General features: G+C 54.9%; 14 protein-coding genes and 4 pseudogenes. 15 read left to right on the plus strand and 3 right to left on the minus strand.

All coding sequences use genetic code 11. The features are described 5' to 3' along the window. Positions 1-7 precede the first annotated feature (7 nt). The 7 genes and pseudogenes from FFH21_RS27390 to FFH21_RS27425 all read left to right on the plus strand — a co-directional run bounded on the left by FFH21_RS27390 (position 8) and on the right by FFH21_RS27425 (position 5167). Positions 8-358: a hypothetical protein gene (locus FFH21_RS27390; RefSeq protein ID WP_004666572.1), complete on the plus strand. Its 351-nt coding sequence runs from the start codon at positions 8-10 to the stop codon at positions 356-358. Between the two features lie 186 nt (positions 359-544). Further along, positions 545-964 (plus strand): annotated as a pseudogene (locus FFH21_RS27395) (type IV secretion protein Rhs); the annotation flags it as partial. A gap of 349 nt (positions 965-1313) precedes the next feature. Continuing rightward, on the plus strand, positions 1314-1730 hold the full coding sequence (locus FFH21_RS27405) for a hypothetical protein (RefSeq protein WP_230383579.1): 417 nt from the start codon (positions 1314-1316) through the stop codon (positions 1728-1730). A gap of 390 nt (positions 1731-2120) precedes the next feature. Beyond that, complete coding sequence (locus tag FFH21_RS27410; RefSeq protein ID WP_004666577.1) at positions 2121-2441, plus strand: hypothetical protein; 321 nt, start codon at positions 2121-2123, stop codon at positions 2439-2441. A gap of 380 nt (positions 2442-2821) precedes the next feature. Further along, positions 2822-3550: pseudogene (locus FFH21_RS27415) on the plus strand (RHS repeat protein); the annotation flags it as partial. 291 nt (positions 3551-3841) lie between these two features. Then, on the plus strand, positions 3842-4552 hold the full coding sequence (locus FFH21_RS27420) for a hypothetical protein (RefSeq protein ID WP_011169882.1): 711 nt from the start codon (positions 3842-3844) through the stop codon (positions 4550-4552). A gap of 63 nt (positions 4553-4615) precedes the next feature. Continuing rightward, positions 4616-5167 (plus strand): hypothetical protein, encoded by a 552-nt coding sequence (locus tag FFH21_RS27425; protein ID WP_011169883.1) that lies wholly within the window; start codon positions 4616-4618, stop codon positions 5165-5167. A gap of 292 nt (positions 5168-5459) precedes the next feature. Here FFH21_RS27425 and FFH21_RS27430 read toward each other — a convergent pair whose 3' ends face one another. Continuing rightward, complete coding sequence (locus FFH21_RS27430; protein WP_011169884.1) at positions 5460-7904, minus strand: alpha/beta fold hydrolase; 2445 nt, start codon at positions 7902-7904, stop codon at positions 5460-5462. Further along, positions 7897-8379, minus strand: a complete 483-nt coding sequence (locus tag FFH21_RS27435; RefSeq protein WP_004666581.1) for a hypothetical protein — start codon at positions 8377-8379, stop codon at positions 7897-7899. Before FFH21_RS27435 ends, FFH21_RS27430 begins: the two co-directional genes overlap by 8 nt. Positions 8380-8658: 279 nt before the next feature. Here FFH21_RS27435 and FFH21_RS27440 point away from each other — a divergent pair, with 279 nt between their 5' ends. The 4 genes and pseudogenes from FFH21_RS27440 to FFH21_RS31205 form a co-directional block, all read left to right on the plus strand. Then, a complete protein-coding gene (locus FFH21_RS27440) occupies positions 8659-8895 on the plus strand; it encodes an acyl carrier protein (RefSeq protein ID WP_004660945.1) in 237 nt (78 codons plus the stop codon). Between the two features lie 172 nt (positions 8896-9067). After that, positions 9068-9880, plus strand: coding sequence for a mechanosensitive ion channel family protein (locus FFH21_RS27445; protein ID WP_011169885.1), 813 nt, complete (start codon positions 9068-9070; stop codon positions 9878-9880). A 102-nt stretch (positions 9881-9982) separates the two neighbouring features. Continuing rightward, positions 9983-11089 (plus strand): annotated as a pseudogene (locus FFH21_RS31200) (FIST signal transduction protein); the annotation flags it as partial. 555 nt (positions 11090-11644) lie between these two features. Beyond that, positions 11645-12001, plus strand: a pseudogene (locus FFH21_RS31205) (methyl-accepting chemotaxis protein); the annotation flags it as partial. A 63-nt stretch (positions 12002-12064) separates the two neighbouring features. Here the strand turns inward: FFH21_RS31205 and FFH21_RS27455 are convergent. Further along, positions 12065-13546 (minus strand): YdgA family protein, encoded by a 1482-nt coding sequence (locus FFH21_RS27455; protein WP_004660953.1) that lies wholly within the window; start codon positions 13544-13546, stop codon positions 12065-12067. A 153-nt stretch (positions 13547-13699) separates the two neighbouring features. On the opposite strand from FFH21_RS27455, the gene FFH21_RS27460 reads away from it, so the two are divergent. The 4 genes from FFH21_RS27460 (at position 13700) to FFH21_RS27475 (ending at position 18062) form a co-directional block, all read left to right on the plus strand. Next, complete coding sequence (locus tag FFH21_RS27460; RefSeq protein ID WP_004660956.1) at positions 13700-14389, plus strand: HAD-IA family hydrolase; 690 nt, start codon at positions 13700-13702, stop codon at positions 14387-14389. A gap of 20 nt (positions 14390-14409) precedes the next feature. Then, entirely contained in the window at positions 14410-15417 is a 1008-nt protein-coding gene (locus tag FFH21_RS27465) for an aldo/keto reductase (RefSeq protein ID WP_011169888.1), read from the plus strand. A gap of 318 nt (positions 15418-15735) precedes the next feature. Beyond that, complete coding sequence (locus FFH21_RS27470) at positions 15736-16473, plus strand: GntR family transcriptional regulator (protein WP_004660960.1); 738 nt, start codon at positions 15736-15738, stop codon at positions 16471-16473. Positions 16474-17285: 812 nt separating this feature from the next. Continuing rightward, positions 17286-18062, plus strand: a complete 777-nt coding sequence (locus FFH21_RS27475) for a DUF3050 domain-containing protein (RefSeq protein WP_019741130.1) — start codon at positions 17286-17288, stop codon at positions 18060-18062. The last annotated feature ends 38 nt before the right edge of the window (positions 18063-18100 follow it).

Raw genomic sequence — 18100 nt, forward strand, 5'->3', positions numbered from 1 at the left:
AGTATTTATGTCTTCAGATAAAGATTTTATTTACGCTATATATGACGAGCTTTTTGAAAAGAATTTCGATCAATACAAAACAGCTTTAAACAAACCAATTGATAATGGTAAAGACCCCTACGCAAGGGCTAGAAATGCTCTAGCGTCTTTGAGTGAATCTGAAAGGTCCGATGTTATAAACTTTTTTAGGGTGGTAATTGCAGATAGTGCTTCTGTAATTTTAGGCACTTTGGACGGCGTACATTTCCCCGACAATTTAGAAGGAGATTTTAAACTTTCTTGTGAAGGCAAAGATATTCAAGGTGATCTCATGGATATTTTCATTGAAAAATCACAAGATGCTGGGGTTTACGAATAGTTCGTGAGCTGTAAGCTGCAGAAACACTAAAGCTTTACTTTATCCTTGTTTTAATAAGTCAAAGTAGAGCTATTAGCTAGGTGGTCAAATTTTTAAATAGCAGTTTTAGATATTAATTAAAGCTCTTTAAAAATCAAGCCGGAAGAGAGGCTACTAACATTTAGTCTAGCCTCCTTCCTATTTCATCATCGCAACGGAGATTCCAAACGCAGCTTTTTCTACACCGACGGCGTCATGATCCGCCACAGCAACGCACTGGGCCTGACCTGCGAGTACCGCTGGGAAACCATCGACGGCCAGCCACGTGTCGTAGAACACCAGACCAGCGACGGTGAGCATTTCCACTTCCGCTACGACCGCGAGGCCCGCACCACCTGGGTCACCGACGTACTGGGCCGCGAGCTGGAGATTCATTACAACAAGGACCACCGCGTCACCTCGAGCCGCGACTACAGCGGAGATCACTACGTCATCGAGATCGACGACACCGGCAACATGACCGGCCTGACGCTGCCCGACGGCAACCAGCTGACCTTCGAATACGACGAGTTCGCCCGGCTGCTCAAGGAAACCGACCCGCTGGGCCGCAGTATTCGTTACCAGTATCTGAATTACTAGACCTTGTGAATGAAGCTCACGCTTTGCTTGATCCTACCGCGCAAAAGCTCAAGACTACTGCTTTGGGAATGGATAGCAAAGGGGGATTATTCATTGCATCAAGCGATAAGACCGTGCCTAAAATTCAACGAGAGTGGGCCCAAGGTAAAGGGATTAATGTCGTAAATGGGCAGGGCCATGCAGAGAAAACTATAATAAAAGCAGGTAAAGGCGCTATCAATATAGATGCATCGAGAGGGGTATGTTTGGACTGTGAACACTTAATGAAGGAGCACGGCGTTAAGACTGACACACATACAACTGGTAAAAAGAGTCGAAAACGGTTAGGAGGAAGCACATGCAGTGGAATTTGATTTTTGAGGACGCCACCGTGTCGTCCTATATCGAAAAACTTAACCCTCAACAAAAATCCTTGCTGATAGCAAGCTATTTGTATAGGCAAATACGCCTTATAAAAGCTTTTGATAATTGCTATTCAGAAAATCTTGAAGGTTTAGTTGTAGCGGCGCTCAAAACCTCGCTGTCCGAAAAGAAAGATTCTATTATAAAAATTGAGCATACTGTAAAAAAAAACATACCAGACACTGAGGAGTTTTCTGAGCAAGAAGGTAGCTATGCACAAAACCTGATGATTGCATTAGATTATTTTTTATTATTTCTTATCGACTCCGACACTTCCAAACTTCATAAATGCGTAGACATGGCTCTGCAGAATATAGACTTATTGAGCTATGAGATTGACGAATCTCTATGATGAAAATAAAGTAACCTCAAATGAAATTGCCATTGTATTAGATCTAGCCACAAAAATCTCAAATACAAAAACCTCTTTCGGCATAAGTATTAGTGATCTAGAAAAATTAGTAACCAGCCATATGCTTTGAATATGCTATAGCATTATACCCCCAACTAAAGCCAGCTCTTCCTCCAGAAGCGGCAAAGCACATTCAACCTGGTCCTAGAGGAGGTTTCAGTGATAGAAGCCCTCCAAACCATTCGCGGCATCATAATGCTCAAAGCACTAAAGATATTGAGTTGATGCCTAGAGCGCAACATAAGGCTCCAGCCCTCGTACAGAACAGCCTCCACCCTAACCAGCAGGGTGGATTTAAAAAGCTGCAAAACTCAGCATGTTGAGGTGAAAATGAAGACTTATAGCATTAAAGAAGTTATTTTAAACATATCAGAGATGCCAGACTCATGGTTTTATCTTCCTGACACCCCATGGACATTGGATACCAAAGGGGCATTTTCACTAGATAGTCGCGATTTTCCGCCCGACTCCACGGACTACTTGCCTCCGCAAGTATTAGGTGAGGGTTGGAAGGAGACCCTAGAAACACCTATTATCGAAGATATAATATCAAATGTTAATGAACAATTACCTCACCCAAGCGTCGAGAACTACTTCGATGCGTTTAAGTTTTATTATGAAAATGATGCATTTAAGATCTTTAAAGCCTAGAAAAACCACAAGCAACTTTAAATAAAATAATCTAGCCAGTATTTTATGCATGGCTAGTTATTAGCTCGAAAGGCACAGATACCGCAAGCGTAAAAAATAATTTATTAGTCGTAACGATGCATTTGCTACCTACTTCACATATACCAAAAGCTCTATTGCTCTTTAATAAGGTATGCCGCGGCATGACTGCCAACTTTGTCTCAGTCAGCTGCCACTTTCTCTTGAATTAGCGCTGTGCTATCGCTTACACCACATCAAGCTGTACTACCGACAGCAACAGCAAGCTCGGCGAGGTGTTCAATGATAACGGCGATTCAGTGCGCTTTATCTCACCTACACCGAAGACGTGGTGACCCGCCACAGCAACATGCTACTGGGGAACCATAGTCGACCCGACGCTCAAGTCCAAATACCTGTGGTGGAACACCCTGGCCCAGGTCCAGCGCTTTCAGGACTGCTCGGGCAAAAGCACGCACTACCGTTATGACGAGCGCCTTCATCTGGTGGCCGTCACCGATGCCCTGAACAACACCACCACGCTGGAACGCAAGCCCGACGGCGAAGTGCTGCGCATCAACCACCCGGATGGCACCAGCGAGACCTTTACCTACAACGAACTGGGCCAGGTCCTGACACACACCGATGGCAAAGGCCAGACCACCCAGCTGCTGCGCAACGGTCGTGGCTTGCCCAAATGGCGACAGGATGCCAAAGGGCAGACCATCACCTACGAATACGACAAAACCATTCGCCTCGTCGCCCTGACCAGCGAAAACGATGCGACCTACCGCTTTGCCTACGACGACGCAGACCGTCTGATCGAAGAAAAACGCATCGACAACCTGACCCGCCGTTTCAGCTACAACCTCGGCGGGCACCTGACACAGGTCGAGGAAATCGGCTACGGCGAGAAAGGCGAACAGCCACGGCGCAGCACCCATCTGGAGCGCGACCTGATTGGTCGCCTGCTGGCAAGACTTAACGACGATGCGCGTCAGGACTACGCCTACGACGAAGGCGACCGACTGCTGTCAATCGAGCGCAAGCCGACGGACACCGGCAGAAAACTGGGCGTCACCGCTGAGAAGACAGACTTCGCACACGAACTGTGGGCCATAATGTGAAAGACCGTGACTTATGGAGCGCAGGCTGCCAGGACGATTAACTCAGCAATTAGACCTCACTGCCTCTTCGCATAGACCAGCACCTAACCATCCGTATTACGACATCGGCAACCGCCTGAACCTCAGCACCGGCCGCTTTGACTAGGTGACACGTCAAAAGGCAACCATCTAAATAGTGGGACGACTAGTCAGGCACTTAAATATTTGATGTATGATCTTTCAGACTATGCCATTAGGCTTTTGCTATATTTCGCTTTTAAAACTTGAGCTAACAACATGATCGAACTACAACCCAACGCAATAAAAAAGGGACTTTACGGGTCTTTCTTCCTGATTGCCTTATTTGGCACAATGTCGACGTTTAAATCGGATTTTTTCTGGCTGGTATGCCTCGGTCTCTTTACCCTGCTCATGCGAACAATATATTTGATTTACCTGAGCGAAAGCTTCACTGCAATCGCAGTTCATTCTTTCACAGGCCTTTTCTCTTCATTTCTACTCATGAATACAAGCGTTATTTATCTTATAGCAAAATCTGAATACGGCGCTTCAACGACAGATGCTTTATCGTGGGCGATGATTCCGGCCTTACTGATGCTCGTTTCATTTTTATTTATTTACTTCACAAAATCGAGATCAGGTCAGCTGTCTTTTGAGACCAGGGATAACAAGGTCTATATGGTGCACGGTTATGTCAGCACGAGAAACGGAAACTTACTGAGCGGAGGCGTCATTGTGGCCGGAATCGCTGCAATGATCGTATGGCATATAGAACTGATCATTATGGTCAGTATCTGGATAGCACTGAGCAATCTTTACCTTCTTTACTGGAACAGGGACGCCATCCGAATACTGAAAAAAATTCTGACGCTGGAAAAGAAGCACAATCGGTCTTACACGTTCGAGTACATCGAACAGCTTCGTGAAGCACGCAGTCGCTGGTGGCTGGGTAGGTTTTTGAAATGGGTAATATCACTCAGTAAATGAAGCCAGGTAGCAGACCATCAGCGAAGAAGGCAACTAACCACAACACCCAACCAAGGAAGAAAAATGGGTAAACAATCTCGCAGCAAGCGGGCCTCGCCGGAGCCGATGGTGATTTACCGCAGCCACGTTGCCGCTTTCCGCTCTCGTTATCTGCTGTCCTTTCTGACTCCGATCTTCATGGGCATATTTTCCCTCGCCATTACCGCAGGCACGGTGGTCGATGCGTACTTTCCAAATGAGCCGGAGAGAACCGGCCAGTCGATGATGCTCATGATGGGCGTATCACTGGTTTTGAGTTTCGGCGGCATCATGATGAGTCGCGGGCATGCCTGCGGAATGTGGATATTGGCGGCCATTCTGGTGAGCTGCTTTTTCGCGGTGTTACCCACTGCCCCTACGCACTGGCGGCGTTTTGAATTGATGTTTTACATGCTGGGGCTGCTTTTCCCGTTGCTGGGCCTTTTATCGCTCAACAGCGAGCGCGGCCGGGAGTTGCGCATGCAATGGAGGATTATTCGATCCGAACGCAAGGAGACGCGTCAGGAGATGCGGCGGCGCAGGGATCTCGAGGTGCATCGTGAAAGCCTGCGCAAGAGAAAGGCACTGCGCAAGTAGCCCAGGCTCAACGAGGACTTTCTCGCGCCCAACAAAAAACCCGCCGAAGCGGGTTTTTCCAAGACCATCCCGACTCCCTGTCGGCTGCCTCCGAGGCGATGGTCGATCATCCTTGATCCTGGTGAACTCCTGTTCACCACTTGATGGATCCAATCTTACGGAGGACGGACCAGGTCGGAAATGGCCAAACCCCTCCACCGCGTGTAAGCCTTTCGCTATACCTTGGCGAAGCATACCCGCACCCCTCAATGAGCGTGCGGGTTCGCTGTGGATAAGTCACCCTCGGGCTTTATCACTGCCCCTCGACCAGCAGCAATTCCCCATCCCTATACCGCACCTCCTTCCCCACCCACGCCATATCAACATTCGGCAGCACCGCCGAAGGCTTGCGCAGTTCGCGCAGCAACGTGGACCCGTGGGAAAGACGCCCGCCCATGCGCGCGATCACGGCGCGTGTGTTCTGGTAGTGCGCGTGGCGTCCGGGGTCGAGGGTGTCTTCCAGCAGGATGTCGTCGCCCAGAATGCCCTGGACCTGCCCCGGATAGATCATGAAGCCGGTGGCCTGCTCGGTGCCTTCGCGGCCGTCCTGCCAGAAACTGCCTGCGCGGCTGCGAATGTCTGGATGAGGCGCAAACCAGTGTGCCCTGTCGGCGCTGGGCATAGCGTGATGCAGGCGGAAGAACAGGCGCATCAGGTTGTCGCGATACCACTCGCGCACTTGCAGGTAGTAGCCGCGCATGCCCGGCAGGCCTGCGCGGTGGGCGATGCGAATGAAACCCGGCCAGGTCGGTAAGGCTTGTAAAGGCAGGTCAGTGGCTGCCGGGCGTGGGGTCGCGGGTTCGGTTTCCCAGGGCAGCCGGTGCGGGCAGTGCTCCAGGTCGTCGTAAGCGGTTGGCGGACGTCCCAGCAGATCACCGCCGCTGCTGGCCAGCGAGGTGGCGATGCACAGGTTACCTTGCACGACGAACACGTAGAAACGCGTGAACCAATCAGCCAATTGCTGGCCGTCAGCCCCTTGGGCCGTCAAGGCATGCAGCTCTCGGTCGAAACGGTGCAGTTGCTTTTCCAGGGTCAGCAGGTGGCCGCGCGCGATACGCTGCATGCGCAGGAATACCGGTAACGAGCGCAGCAAACGCAGAGGTCGCCAAGGCAGATGCGGTGCTGCGCCGCCGACTTCATCGGCGTAACTGCTGGACGCGACGCCCCAATCAGCCAGACGTGCGAGAAACAGGTCGTTGTTGATGTAGGAAGCTGCGCCAAACAGTGCGGTAAATGGCTCGTTGTCCTGCAACACGCGTGAATCCCAACGCGCCATGATCGCCGGGATGCTGCCTGCAGCACGCCGCTGTGCGTACTCGACCAGCCTGCTGGGCTGGGGCGGCAGGATCTCGGCGATGTTGGCCGCGGTCAGGTGTCGGCGCCAGCCGTAATCACTGATCGGGCGGTACTGCAACAGCCAAAGCTGGCGGCCATCCCACGCCCACTCGACATCGCCCGGCACGTAATGGAAAACGCGCAGCACGCCTTGCAGGAAGTCCCAGAGCATTTCTTGTGTCAAACCGTGGGATGGCGTGAAGCTGCCGCTGTTCCAGACATCGCCGAGGCGGGAAATGATCGCTCGCTCCGGGCTTGCCTGACCGTCAGCCAGCGACTCCAGATGCCCTTCGACCCACTCCAGCTCGACCGACAGGTGACGCGCAAACGCGATGCCGGAAAGCACCGGCGTGATGAACCGCTGCACCACGACTTCTTCGACGCCAGCGCCGTGCAGTTCTGCGATACGTGCAGGTACGTTTGGGGTGGGCTCGCGAAGGAAAGTGGTGCTCAGGCCAGCGTTGGCCGCATCGGCCTGATCCTCGCCGAAGCTGGACGAGCGCACCGCCCAGATAGCCTCCGGCTGGCTGGCCAGAAACGCGGGCAAGGCCGAGTCATCGCCCTGCACCAACGACAGTGCTGCGGGCACCGGTTGCCCGGCGATGGTTGCCAGACGCAGGCGGCCACCTTTGGTGTGTGCGACGAAGCCGCGCTCGCCCGACTCCAGCCACTGCGCAAACTCGGCCGGCGAGTCAATCCACGGGTAATGACCCCAACCCGGTTTCAGACTGATGCTCAGGTCAGCACGCGCCAGAATGGCAGACCACGCTGCCGCCTGCTCGATACCCAGCACGTTGTCCTGATCGCCCCAGACCAGCTCTATCGGGTCTTGCACCCATTCCAGAAGCGGCAGCGCAGTGTCGGCGCACAACAGGCCCCAATACGGTACAAAGGCGCGGCAGCGGGCGTAACCGGAGCCCATGCGCTGGTAGTGCTCGGCTGGCCAGGTCTGCCTGGAAAACTTGTGCGCAAATAGCGTGGGCTTGTTGGCCAGCAGCCAGTGAATGGTCTTGCGAATGGGCAGCGGCGACATCAGCGCAGGCAAGCGCCGCTGCCACAGAAAAGCCCCCACCGGGGCCAGCAGCACGCTTCTGCAGAAGTGTCCGGACTGGCGCTGCAAGGCATGCATGACCAGCAAAGCATTAACGCCCACGGCGACGATGGCACTGCCCCTGACCGTCGCTGCCAATAGCGCATCGGCGTAGGCGGCGAGGTCTTCGCACGGAGGCTGAGGATTGTTGCCGAAGCCTGGCAGTTCCAGCGGCACGACCTGATGCTGCTGAAAATGCGGCAGCACATCATCCCACCATTCGGCACTGCTGCCGTTGCCCGCCAGCAGGTACAGAAGGGGCAGGTCAGACATGACGGGGCTCCTTCAATGCGTTGGCAGCAGAAGTACGGCGATCATGGCGATACAGCCAGAACAACGGCGGCAGCAACGCCAGCAGCGCCGCCAGATCGAGCCACACATGCGACCAGACACCCCCGCGCACGGAAATCGCTATGTCCTGAGGAGCCCAAAGCAGCAGGCCTGCGATCAGCCAGCCCCAAGGCATGGCGCTTTTCAGACGATTGCCCAAATGCACAAGCGCCAGCATGTATACGGAATAGGTTTGCAAGGTGGCGCCAAACAGCGCCATCCACCAGACCTGTTGCGCACGCGCAGCGGCAGGAACGGCGTCGGTCCAGAAAGCCTGCTCAAGCGTAGTCAGGTAGCCGTCGAGCAAGCCGGAAAAACCTGCCCAGGTAAACACGATACTGCCCAGCACGTGCGCGACCGCGACGGCATACAACCAGATCACCAGCGTGTGGCGCAGCGTGGTAGAAGGGAGCGGCATTGCAGGTCCTTGGTTCGTCCTTGTGAGGTGGCGAGTGTAGCGATTTCGGGAGGGGCTTAATACTGACCGCCTTACCGCTTTTCCCGTTTTAGATTGAAGGGTTGCATGCCTATGCAGTACAAGGGCTGATCGTCAGCTGGAATGCGTCTGACTATCGAGGTTCAAGCCTATGCTGAATTAATCCCGAATACCTGCTATTTCTGACAGTAGACAGCGTTTTTGAGGTGGACTAACGTTCTTTTGAATGGCTGTAAATCTACATGCAAGGAGCGCGTGATCATGAGCGACATTGAAGCAAAAGTGATAGCAATTTTGTCCGAGAAACTTGGCCTATCAGAATCAAGAATAAAACCGACAGACAGGTTAGTCGAAGACTTAAATTCGGACGACCTGGATTTCGCAGAAGCCGTTATGGCTCTACAAGTCGAGTTTGGATTCATGATCCTGGACAAAGAATATCTCGAATTGAAAACTGTACAAGACATCGTTGACTACGTATCAAAAAACAAAAAATAAACTCAACGTACGCTGGTTACTGCCTATCACCGAGTCGGCGACCAGCGCCACTTGAAGGCCCTTTGCCTCCAGTCAAAACTACCAGTAGCCACCGCCCTGCTTTGCCCTTCAATGTACGGCTCCGCTCCGCAGGCCATCTGCCGGGCGAGCCCTGCGGTCGGGAGTTGCGGTGATGGATGCGCTGAATGTCATCAATATCGGCACTGACGGGATCAACTCGTTGTTCAATATCGTTCTGCAGTACGGAACAACTGTCGTTTTGAGGCTGGTGATCGCAGCCTTGTTGTGGATAGTGGGTCGCTGGCTGATCGGCGTGCTGGTGAGGATGGCGCAGCGTTCGCTGACGCGGCAGCGGTTTGATCCGACGGTTCTGCGCTATGTCGGCTCGTTCATCACGGTGACGCTGAATATCATTCTGGTGATCGCCATCTTGAGCTATTGCGGCATCGAGACCACCAGCTTTGCGGCATTGCTGGCGGCCGTGGCGCTGGCGATCGGCATGGCGTGGTCGGGTTTGCTGGCCAATCTGGCGGCAGGTGGTTTCATCATCGTGCTGCGGCCCTTCAAGGTCGGCGATATGATTTCGGCTGCGGGTGTGACCGGGACAGTGGTCGAAATCGGACTGTTCGTCACGTCGATCAACACCTCGGAAAACGTGTTGAATCTGGTGGGCAACAACAAGATCTTCTCTGACACGATCATCAATTTTTCCAGCAATGATTTCCGCAGCGTCGAACTGACCGCAATATTGCCAGGCACTGCCGACGAGCAGGCGATCATTCCGCGCCTCAAGGATCAAATCGCCCGCCTCCCCAATGTACTGAGCAGCCCCGCGGTCGATGTGCATCTGTCCTCTACGACAGCCGACTCCATCACCCTGTCAGTACGCCCCTATTGCCATAATAATCACTATGATTCAGTGCATCGCCAGACGCTTGCCCTGATCAGAGCGTTTATGCTGAACATGTCTGAGCGGCACGCATAGGCAAAATTCATCGCCCACCGGCTAACCTGAACCCGTCAGCAGCCGATTAAAAGACCTGGGCCTTTTTTACGGCCCCTGCCTTTTACTCTTACGGATTCAACCATGAGCTTTCTATCTCGTTTTCGGGCCGGCACTTCGCGGACCGGAGGCGTACTCAGTGTCATTACGTCCGCGCGGGAATTGAACGACACGCTGTCGGCGTTAAGTTTTGACCCGGTCTACCTGACAGGCTTCGTTTCACCTCACGTCGACTTCGGTCAGGTTGCCCAGTCTGTCGCGGCACGCTTTCCCAACGCCAAGATCAGCCTGTGTACGACATCCGGCGAACTGTGCTCCAGCAATGATTCGCTGTATTGCGCGGCGGGTAATCAGTGGGACCGGATCGTGCTGGCGCTGTTCGACTCAAGCGTTATCCAGAGTGCCGAGGTGGTGCATATTCCCCTGCACAGTGAAGATATTCGCGGCGCGGGCAAGCGACTGTCCATGCGTGAGCGCATTGCGCGGCTGACCGACTCGATCAAGCGCACTCAGGTCAGCACGCCTATCGACCACAGGGATACGCTGGCCTACGTCACCTTTGACGGCCTTTCGGCCTCGGAGTCGTTTTTCATGGAAGCGCTCTACGAGTCAGGGCGTTTCCCATGCCTGTTCGTGGGTGGCTCTGCAGGCGGCAAAAGCGACTTCAAGAAGACGCTGATTCACGACGGTAAACGCAGCTACGAGAACCATGCTCAGGTCGTGTTTCTCAAGAGCGCAAAGAATGTGCGCTTTGGCGTCTTCAAGAGCCAGAACTTCGAGCCAAGGCCACTGAGCCTGAGTGTCCTGACCGCCTCGCTGGAAGAGCGCTACATCAGCCAGGTGGTCAATTCCAGAGGCGAGATTGCCACGATGGTTGCAGCGCTGTGTGATGCGCTTAAGTGCGAGCGGCATGAGCTGGAAGGCAAGCTGGCGCAATATTCGTTCGCCATTCGGGTGGGCGAGGAACTGTTCGTACGCTCCATTGCGCGCATCGATTATGAAAGCGAGCGGGTTCATCTGTTCTGCGACGTGGCACCCGGCGAAGAACTGGTGATGGTCAAACGGACGTCGATGATCGACACCACGCGCAAGGACTTCACGCGCTTTCTACAGGGCAAGTCCGGCAAGCCGCTGCTCGGCCTGTTGAGCGACTGCATTCTGCGTCGTCTGAACAACGGCAGTGAATTGGGCCGCATGAATGATGTGTTCGGCGAGACGCCAGTAGTGGGCTTCTCGACCTTCGGTGAGATTCTGGGTTTGAACCTCAACCAGACCCTTACCGCAGTGTTCTTTTTCAAGGTGCCGGAAGGTCAGCCGTTCCGCGACGATTACATCGATAACTTCATTGCCTATTACGGCGAATTCAAGGCGTTCTTCCTGCGTCGGCAGATCAAGAAGCTGGCCGGTTTGAGCCATGTAGTGGTCAAGCAGATCGACCAGTTCAAGCAGCGTAACTTTGTGCAAACCATTGACCCGAGTGGTCTGGACGAGCAGATCCGCCCGGTGTTCGGCGGCCTGAGCGATCTGGGCGATGTACTGGTCAAGGCTCATCAGGATCAGGAAGCAATCGCCGATCAGTTGCGTCACTATTCAGGCGAGCTGCATGTTTCGATGGATGAACTGTCCCAGACCATCACGCAGCAGGAAACGGTCATCGACAAGGCGGGTAATACCGTCAAAAGCCTGGTCAGCCAGGCCGACGAGGTAGTGCTTGGCTCTCGGGAGCTGGCCAAGTCCAGCCTGCGCATCCAGTCAGTTGTGCAGATGATCCAGCAGATCGCCGGGCAGACCAATCTGTTGGCGCTGAACGCCGCCATCGAGGCAGCTCGGGCAGGCGAAATGGGCCGTGGCTTTGCAGTGGTCGCCGATGAAGTGCGTCAGCTGGCGCAGAAAACCACGCAAAACGCGAATGACATCGGCACGGATATCGAGCGTCTGGCCGAGGAGATTCGCAAGGTTGCGCAGCATATCGAAGAGCAATCCCTGGAAGTCGGCACGCTCACCAGCCTGCTGGCGGAGCTGGAAGGCTCCAGCGACATGACCGCGGGCACCTCGCAACGTACCCGGCAACTGGCGGATACCCTGCGCGGGTTGACTCGGTAGCAGAGCCTCTGCTGTCAGGACGGTAGATTGCCCGCCCTGACAGCAGACCGTGTTGCAGGCGGCTTACTGGTTACCCAGCACACCGACCTTGCCCATCACGTTGCTCATGAATTGCTGCACGGTCATTTTCTGGCCATTGAAGTCGACCATCTGGTTGGCATAACGCAGGTCGGAAACGATGTTGTCACCATCGACCTTGGCCAGTTGCATCATCTCGGCCATGGCACTGGCCATGTCGCCAGCGGCCTTGGCCTGCTCGGCGATGACCTTGAGGTCGGTCTGGCCTTCACGAATGGCTTGCTGGGTAGCAAGATCGCGGATCATCGGCTTGGACAGGACAACCTTTGCGTTGACTTCGCCCAGACTTTTCAAGAGCAGCGAATCGGAAGGCTGATCGAGCGGGCCTGGATCGGCCAGGTCCACTGCAATGCGCATGTGGCTTTCGCCGTTGCTGGTCTTGAGCGAGAGTTTTTCCAGTTCGATATGCGGCTTGGCGACCAGCAGCTTTTTCATCTGGGTGTTCATCAGCTCTTGATCAGCCGGGTTCAGCTCAAGACGAAACGGACGTTTCTCCAGCGCGGCCTGCTGCTGTTGAGGCAGGATTTTATCCTGATACAACTGATACAGCGCCTGCGTGGCCACCACATCGAAGTTAGCTATTTTGAAGCCCATGTGCGCTGAGCCAACGTCCTTGCCTGCGTAGGAAATCATGCCGGCATCGTAGTTGATCTGGGCAGCCAGGTTACCGGCATCTTCCTGCGCCAGGTTGGTGTTGGTGAAGTCCTTGATCTGCATCGGCGGCTTGCCCACCACCTGAAAACCCGCACTCTGGATTTTCATGTTGGTGTGGCCCAGATAGAAACCGGACTGGCCTTTGGTGCCGCCCGTGTCGAAGGTCATGCCTTTGACGTCGATGCTGACCGGGCCGTCAGGCGACGCGACGTTGAGCTGCAGGTTTTCCATGTTACCGGCCAGACTGAATTTTTCGGCGTCGGCGGACGACTCTGCATTCAGGTCGAGCCCGGAAAACCTGAACGTACCGTCTACGTCGGTCATTTCCAGCGGGGCCATCTGCAGCGTGCCTTTGGTGGCGCGGTCATAGCCGATGCTGGCCTGCCCCTTGAGCGGTGGAACGTCCTTGCTCATTGCGAACCACTTTTCGGCGCTGGGGCTTTTCTCCATCTGGAAATTGCTCAGGGCCATGACGGGCAGCAGGTTCAGGGTCTTGAGGCGCGACAACGGAATGGGCCCGTGCTCGATCTGGTCGACAAACAGGAACTGGCCGCCCTGGGTGCTATCGGACAGGTTCTGGATGTCCACGCGATAGTGCGCCGTGCTGCTGAAGAAGTGCTTTTCCAGCGAGAGCATTTCCAGTTTGACGCTGGTGTCGGTGCCCTTGAACGACTTCGCGAGTTCCTGGTTGGCCTTGCTGATGGAGTCGGTCAGCGCGCCTTCCAGTTGATTGCCCGTGTACCAGGCGCCCGCCGTAACCAGTGCGCCCGCTACGACGATGACGCCAATCGCTATACCTGCTGATTTATTCATAGTGACGTGAAGATATCCGTTCTGATGATGGGAAAGTCGTACCGGGACTGGCAGCACAGTTGAAAACCGCGAAAGATTATCAGAAACACAGGGTAGCCACGGTATTCACGGAAACGTTAGGCTGAAACGAATTTGAGAACGGGATGTAATCACATGAGCGAGCAACACACCGAACGAGGCCCGATCAAGGCCGTCATTTTCGACATGGATGGCCTGTTGCTGGACACCGAGGGGGTTTATACCGAAGTCACCCACTTGATCGCCAGCCGCCACGGGCGCACTTTCGACTGGTCCATCAAACAGCACACTATCGGCCGCGGTGCCCGGGATTTCTCGGATTACGTGATCAAGACGCTTGAACTGCCGATGTCGATCGACGAGTTTCTCGAAACCCGTGAACCGATGCTCGAAGAGCGTTTTCCCAAAGCGCCGGCAATGCCCGGAGCCGAGGCGCTGGTCAGGCATCTGGCAGCCCACAATATTCCCATCGCCGTGGGCACCAGCTCGTCGGTGCATTACTTCGAAGCCAAAACAACGCTGCACCGCGCGTGGTTCGAGCTGTTCGATACCGTCGTGACCGCAGACGACCCGGAGGTCGGCGCTGCCAAACCGGCCCCGGACATCTTTCTGGTCGCCGCCCGCCGCCTTGGCGTCTCGCCAAGTGATTGCCTGGTCTTCGAAGACTCGCCGTTCGGTGTGACGGCCGCCAAGGCTGCGGGCATGTACGCTGTTGCCGTACCGGACTCGCATATGCCGGTCGAGCAATACGAGCATGCAGACCTGCTGCTTGCCTCGCTGGCCGACTTCCCGCTCAAAGCGTGGGGGCTGCCTGAACTCGTCTGAATGTCATGGAGATGTTGAGCATGAATTATCGAACCCTCGGCCAGTCCGGCCTCAAGGTTTCCACCCTGACACTCGGCTCGATGATGTTCGGCGAGCAGACCGGTGCCGAAGAGTCCTTGCGCATCATCGACAAGGCCAGGGATCAGGGCATCAATTTCATCGACACGGCGGATGTCTACAACGGTGGGCGCTCGGAAGAAATCGTTGGCCGGGCCATCGCTGCCCAGCGCAGCGACTGGGTACTGGCCACCAAAGTCGCCATCGGGCCAGCCGACGGCCTACCCAATCGCGCCGGTCTGAACCGCAAGCACCTCTTCAATGCCATCGAGAACAGCCTGCGGCGTCTGGACACCGACTATGTGGATATTTACTACCTGCACAAGGAAGATCAGGACACACCACTTGAAGTGACCGTCTCGGCCATTGGCGATCTGATCCGTCAGGGCAAGATCCGCTACTGGGGTGTGTCGAACTTTCGCGGCTGGCGAATCGCTGAAATCGTCAACGTCGCGCAGCGCCTGGGCGTAGACAAGCCGGTCATCAGCCAGCCGCTGTACAACATCGTCAACCGTCAGGCCGAAGTCGAGCAGATCACGGCAGCGGCGTATCACGGCTTGGGGGTGGTGCCTTTCAGCCCGCTCGCACGCGGGGTGCTCAGCGGTAAATACGCACCGGACATCGCCCCCGACAGTGAAAGCCGGGCCGGACGTCAGGACAAGCGGCTGCTGGAAACCGAATGGCGCGTGGAATCGCTGTGTATTGCGCAGCGAATTCAAGAGTACGTGCAGGACAAGGGTGTAGGTATTGTCGAGTTCGCCATTGCCTGGGTGCTCAACAACCGGGCCGTGACATCGGCAATCGTTGGCCCAAGGACCGAACAGCAGTGGGACGGTTACACCAAGGCACTAACGGTTGATATTACCGCCGAGGACGAGGCATTTATCGATTCGCTGGTAACACCTGGGCATGCGTCGACGCCTGGTTTCAATGACGTTCAGCACTTTGTGTCTGGCCGCCTGACTCGCTGAGGCAGTACCGCCTGCGGCCTTATGCCGCGAACGCCATTCTAGTGCGCTCTGAAACGCCCGTTTCAGAGCGTTATTTCATAAAAACATAACGTGAAATTCCTGTTACCTACGAATGCCCACTCGGTACACGGAGCGAATGAGCGCTAAGATAGGCGCGTACTCATTGAGGCTCGCAGGGCTGAACCGCAACCCGGCACTTGCAGCAAAACATGATGATGCTTCTATTTTCGCGACTTACTGGCAAGTCTTGGCTAGTCTGTCGGCAATCCAGCGATTAATTGGACTTTATCCAGCCAAGGTTGATGAAGAAGTAGACCGATGCGCAAATCAGATAGAGAAGCCTTTCTAAGCTCCGTACTCGGCAACGAGCAGCCTCCGGCGCACCTTGCCAGAACCGTGATTGAAGAAAAGCTGCGAAATGCCATTATCGATGGCAGTCTTCCCAGTGGCACGGCTCTGCGCCAACAGGAGCTGGCCACACTGTTTGGCGTCAGCCGCATGCCTGTGCGCGAAGCACTGCGCCAGCTCGAGGCACAGTCGCTGCTGCGGGTCGAAACGCACAAGGGCGCAGTAGTCGCACCGTTGATTACCGAAGACGCAGTGGACGCTTATGCCTTGCGTATCCTTCTGGAGTCCGAGGCGTTGCGCTTGTCCATCCCGTTGCTGGACGCGAACGATCTGGCGGCGGCTGCAGGCTATATCGAGCAGCTTGAAGTCGAGACGGACTTCGGCCAGATCGGCAGGCTCAACCGGATGTTCCACTTGTCGTTGTATGCCAAGACTCACAACAAGCGCCTGATGCGTCTGGTTGAAGAAGGCCTGAACGAAGAAGAGCGCTTCTTGCGTTTCAATCTTTCCGCCATGGGGCTGGGCAAGCTTTCTCAGGATGACCATTGGCAGCTGCTGCGGCTCGCCGAACAGAAAGCGGTCGAGCCATGTGTCGAAGCGCTGCAGCACCACCTCAACCGCGGCGTGCAGGCCGTCACCCAGTACCTGAACAGCAATAAGGCCATCAACGCCAAGCCAGCCCGTACAGCAAAGAAAACCCCCGCCTGAATCATTGAGACGGCTTATCCACAAGGCGATGACATGACGCCTGCGGATTAGCCGCTCGCACTTCCCCCGTGCTTTCCCAACCTATCTTCAACACCGGTCAGGCCTGACGCCTGGCCTGGCGTTTTTATAGCTATTTTCCTGATCTGCCGGGTGGCCCGACACAGGAATCAGGCAAACTCGACCGTAGCGCAGAGGAAACCAGCCTGAGGAGGTTCCTTGGCTACGGCTGAACTGTCCACGCGGGACCGGAGCAGTTCTGTGTTCATTTGAACCCAATGAACAAGGAGTTGTTAAACGGGGCAAACGACATTGGAAGTCATTTCCAACATCGCCCATTAAAAACCCAACCACCTGATTATTCAGCATAACGGCAACGCTGAGTGAGGCATTCACTCATTATTGATAATTCTGACTCAATCAGTCGGAAGGGTTGCCTGCGTCCCTATAAAACATATTCCACGTGTTTTATATGGCAACTTACGCACCGTAAAAGCAACAACTTAAATATTATTAAAAAAGAATTGCGCACTGCATTAAATTTGTTTTAAGTTTTCTTCGCCGTCAGCGTAATTGACGGCACCCGGACTAAAAGCCTCAAATCATAAGGGCTGCAGCCCGGCTGATTGAACTTGTGCAAGCGTTTTAATGGACATAACCGACGTGCAGTTGCGGCAAATTATTGCCTCTGCCTTCAGGCCTTTGTTCGCCTTGCATTCAGGTCTTTCATCCTATTCATCCGGCACGGGCAACACGTTAAAACTTCGAATAACTGCACTGCCAACTACCGCTACCATGACCACAGGGACATCACCATGCATTGTGAGAAAACGCTGCTCGACCAAAAGAAAGTTGAACTTAGCCGTCACCCGATCTTTGCCGAAATCACGACGTTGGGCGTATTGCGACGCTTTATGGAAACCCATGTATTCGCCGTCTGGGATTTCATGTCTCTGACCAAACGTCTGCAACAGGAACTGACCTGCACGCAACTGCCGTGGCTGCCACCGACCGATGCCCGCGCCGCCCGCCTGATCAACGAGATCGTGCTGGGAGAAGAGTCCGATGACCGATTGGATGCAGGTCATTACAGCCATTTCGAGCTGTATCTGGACGCCATGCGCGAGATTGGCGCGAGCACGTTACAGATCGAGCGTTTCATTGAACTGCAGCAGCAGGGCCTGCATTACACAACGGCCCTGCAACGGGTCAACGCAGGTCAGGCCGCATCGGCATTCGTGACGCACACCCTCGACACTGCCCTTCATGCGCCGGCACACAGCGTTGCTGCGGCATTTCTGCACGGGCGCGAAAGCGTCATCCCGCAGATGTTTCAGAGCATCCTCGACGACTGGGGCATCACCGTCGAACAGGCACCCACCTTTCGTTACTACCTGGAGCGCCACATCGAAGTGGACTCCGAGGACCACGGCCCGGCAGCGGAGCAGTTGCTGGCCCGCCTGATTGCTGGCGACGCGCAGCGTGAACGAGAGGTGTATCAGGCGGCTATCGCAGCGGTGGAAAGCAGGGTCCGGCTATGGGACACGCTGCGCATGAGCATGCGAGCGCCATTGATGCAGGCCAGTGCGTAAGAGCCGCTCGCAACCCCTGAAGCCTTTACAAGGAAGAC

Origin of the sequence: Pseudomonas sp. KBS0707 (assembly GCF_005937945.2) — a bacterium.
Classification (GTDB): Bacteria; Pseudomonadota; Gammaproteobacteria; order Pseudomonadales; family Pseudomonadaceae; genus Aquipseudomonas; species Aquipseudomonas amygdali.

Bases quoted from the DNA above. Each gene is read 5' to 3' on its own strand.
- FFH21_RS27390 (WP_004666572.1), top strand. From the start codon at position 8: ATGTCTTCAGATAAAGATTTTATTTACGCTATATATGACGAGCTTTTT.
- FFH21_RS27405 (WP_230383579.1), top strand. From the start codon at position 1,314: ATGCAGTGGAATTTGATTTTTGAGGACGCCACCGTGTCGTCCTATATC.
- FFH21_RS27410 (WP_004666577.1), top strand. From the start codon at position 2,121: ATGAAGACTTATAGCATTAAAGAAGTTATTTTAAACATATCAGAGATG.
- FFH21_RS27420 (WP_011169882.1), top strand. From the start codon at position 3,842: ATGATCGAACTACAACCCAACGCAATAAAAAAGGGACTTTACGGGTCT.
- FFH21_RS27425 (WP_011169883.1), top strand. From the start codon at position 4,616: ATGGGTAAACAATCTCGCAGCAAGCGGGCCTCGCCGGAGCCGATGGTG.
- FFH21_RS27430 (WP_011169884.1), bottom strand. From the start codon at position 7,904: ATGTCTGACCTGCCCCTTCTGTACCTGCTGGCGGGCAACGGCAGCAGT.
- FFH21_RS27435 (WP_004666581.1), bottom strand. From the start codon at position 8,379: ATGCCGCTCCCTTCTACCACGCTGCGCCACACGCTGGTGATCTGGTTG.
- FFH21_RS27440 (WP_004660945.1), top strand. From the start codon at position 8,659: ATGAGCGACATTGAAGCAAAAGTGATAGCAATTTTGTCCGAGAAACTT.
- FFH21_RS27445 (WP_011169885.1), top strand. From the start codon at position 9,068: ATGGATGCGCTGAATGTCATCAATATCGGCACTGACGGGATCAACTCG.
- FFH21_RS27455 (WP_004660953.1), bottom strand. From the start codon at position 13,546: ATGAATAAATCAGCAGGTATAGCGATTGGCGTCATCGTCGTAGCGGGC.
- FFH21_RS27460 (WP_004660956.1), top strand. From the start codon at position 13,700: ATGAGCGAGCAACACACCGAACGAGGCCCGATCAAGGCCGTCATTTTC.
- FFH21_RS27465 (WP_011169888.1), top strand. From the start codon at position 14,410: ATGAATTATCGAACCCTCGGCCAGTCCGGCCTCAAGGTTTCCACCCTG.
- FFH21_RS27470 (WP_004660960.1), top strand. From the start codon at position 15,736: ATGCGCAAATCAGATAGAGAAGCCTTTCTAAGCTCCGTACTCGGCAAC.
- FFH21_RS27475 (WP_019741130.1), top strand. From the start codon at position 17,286: ATGCATTGTGAGAAAACGCTGCTCGACCAAAAGAAAGTTGAACTTAGC.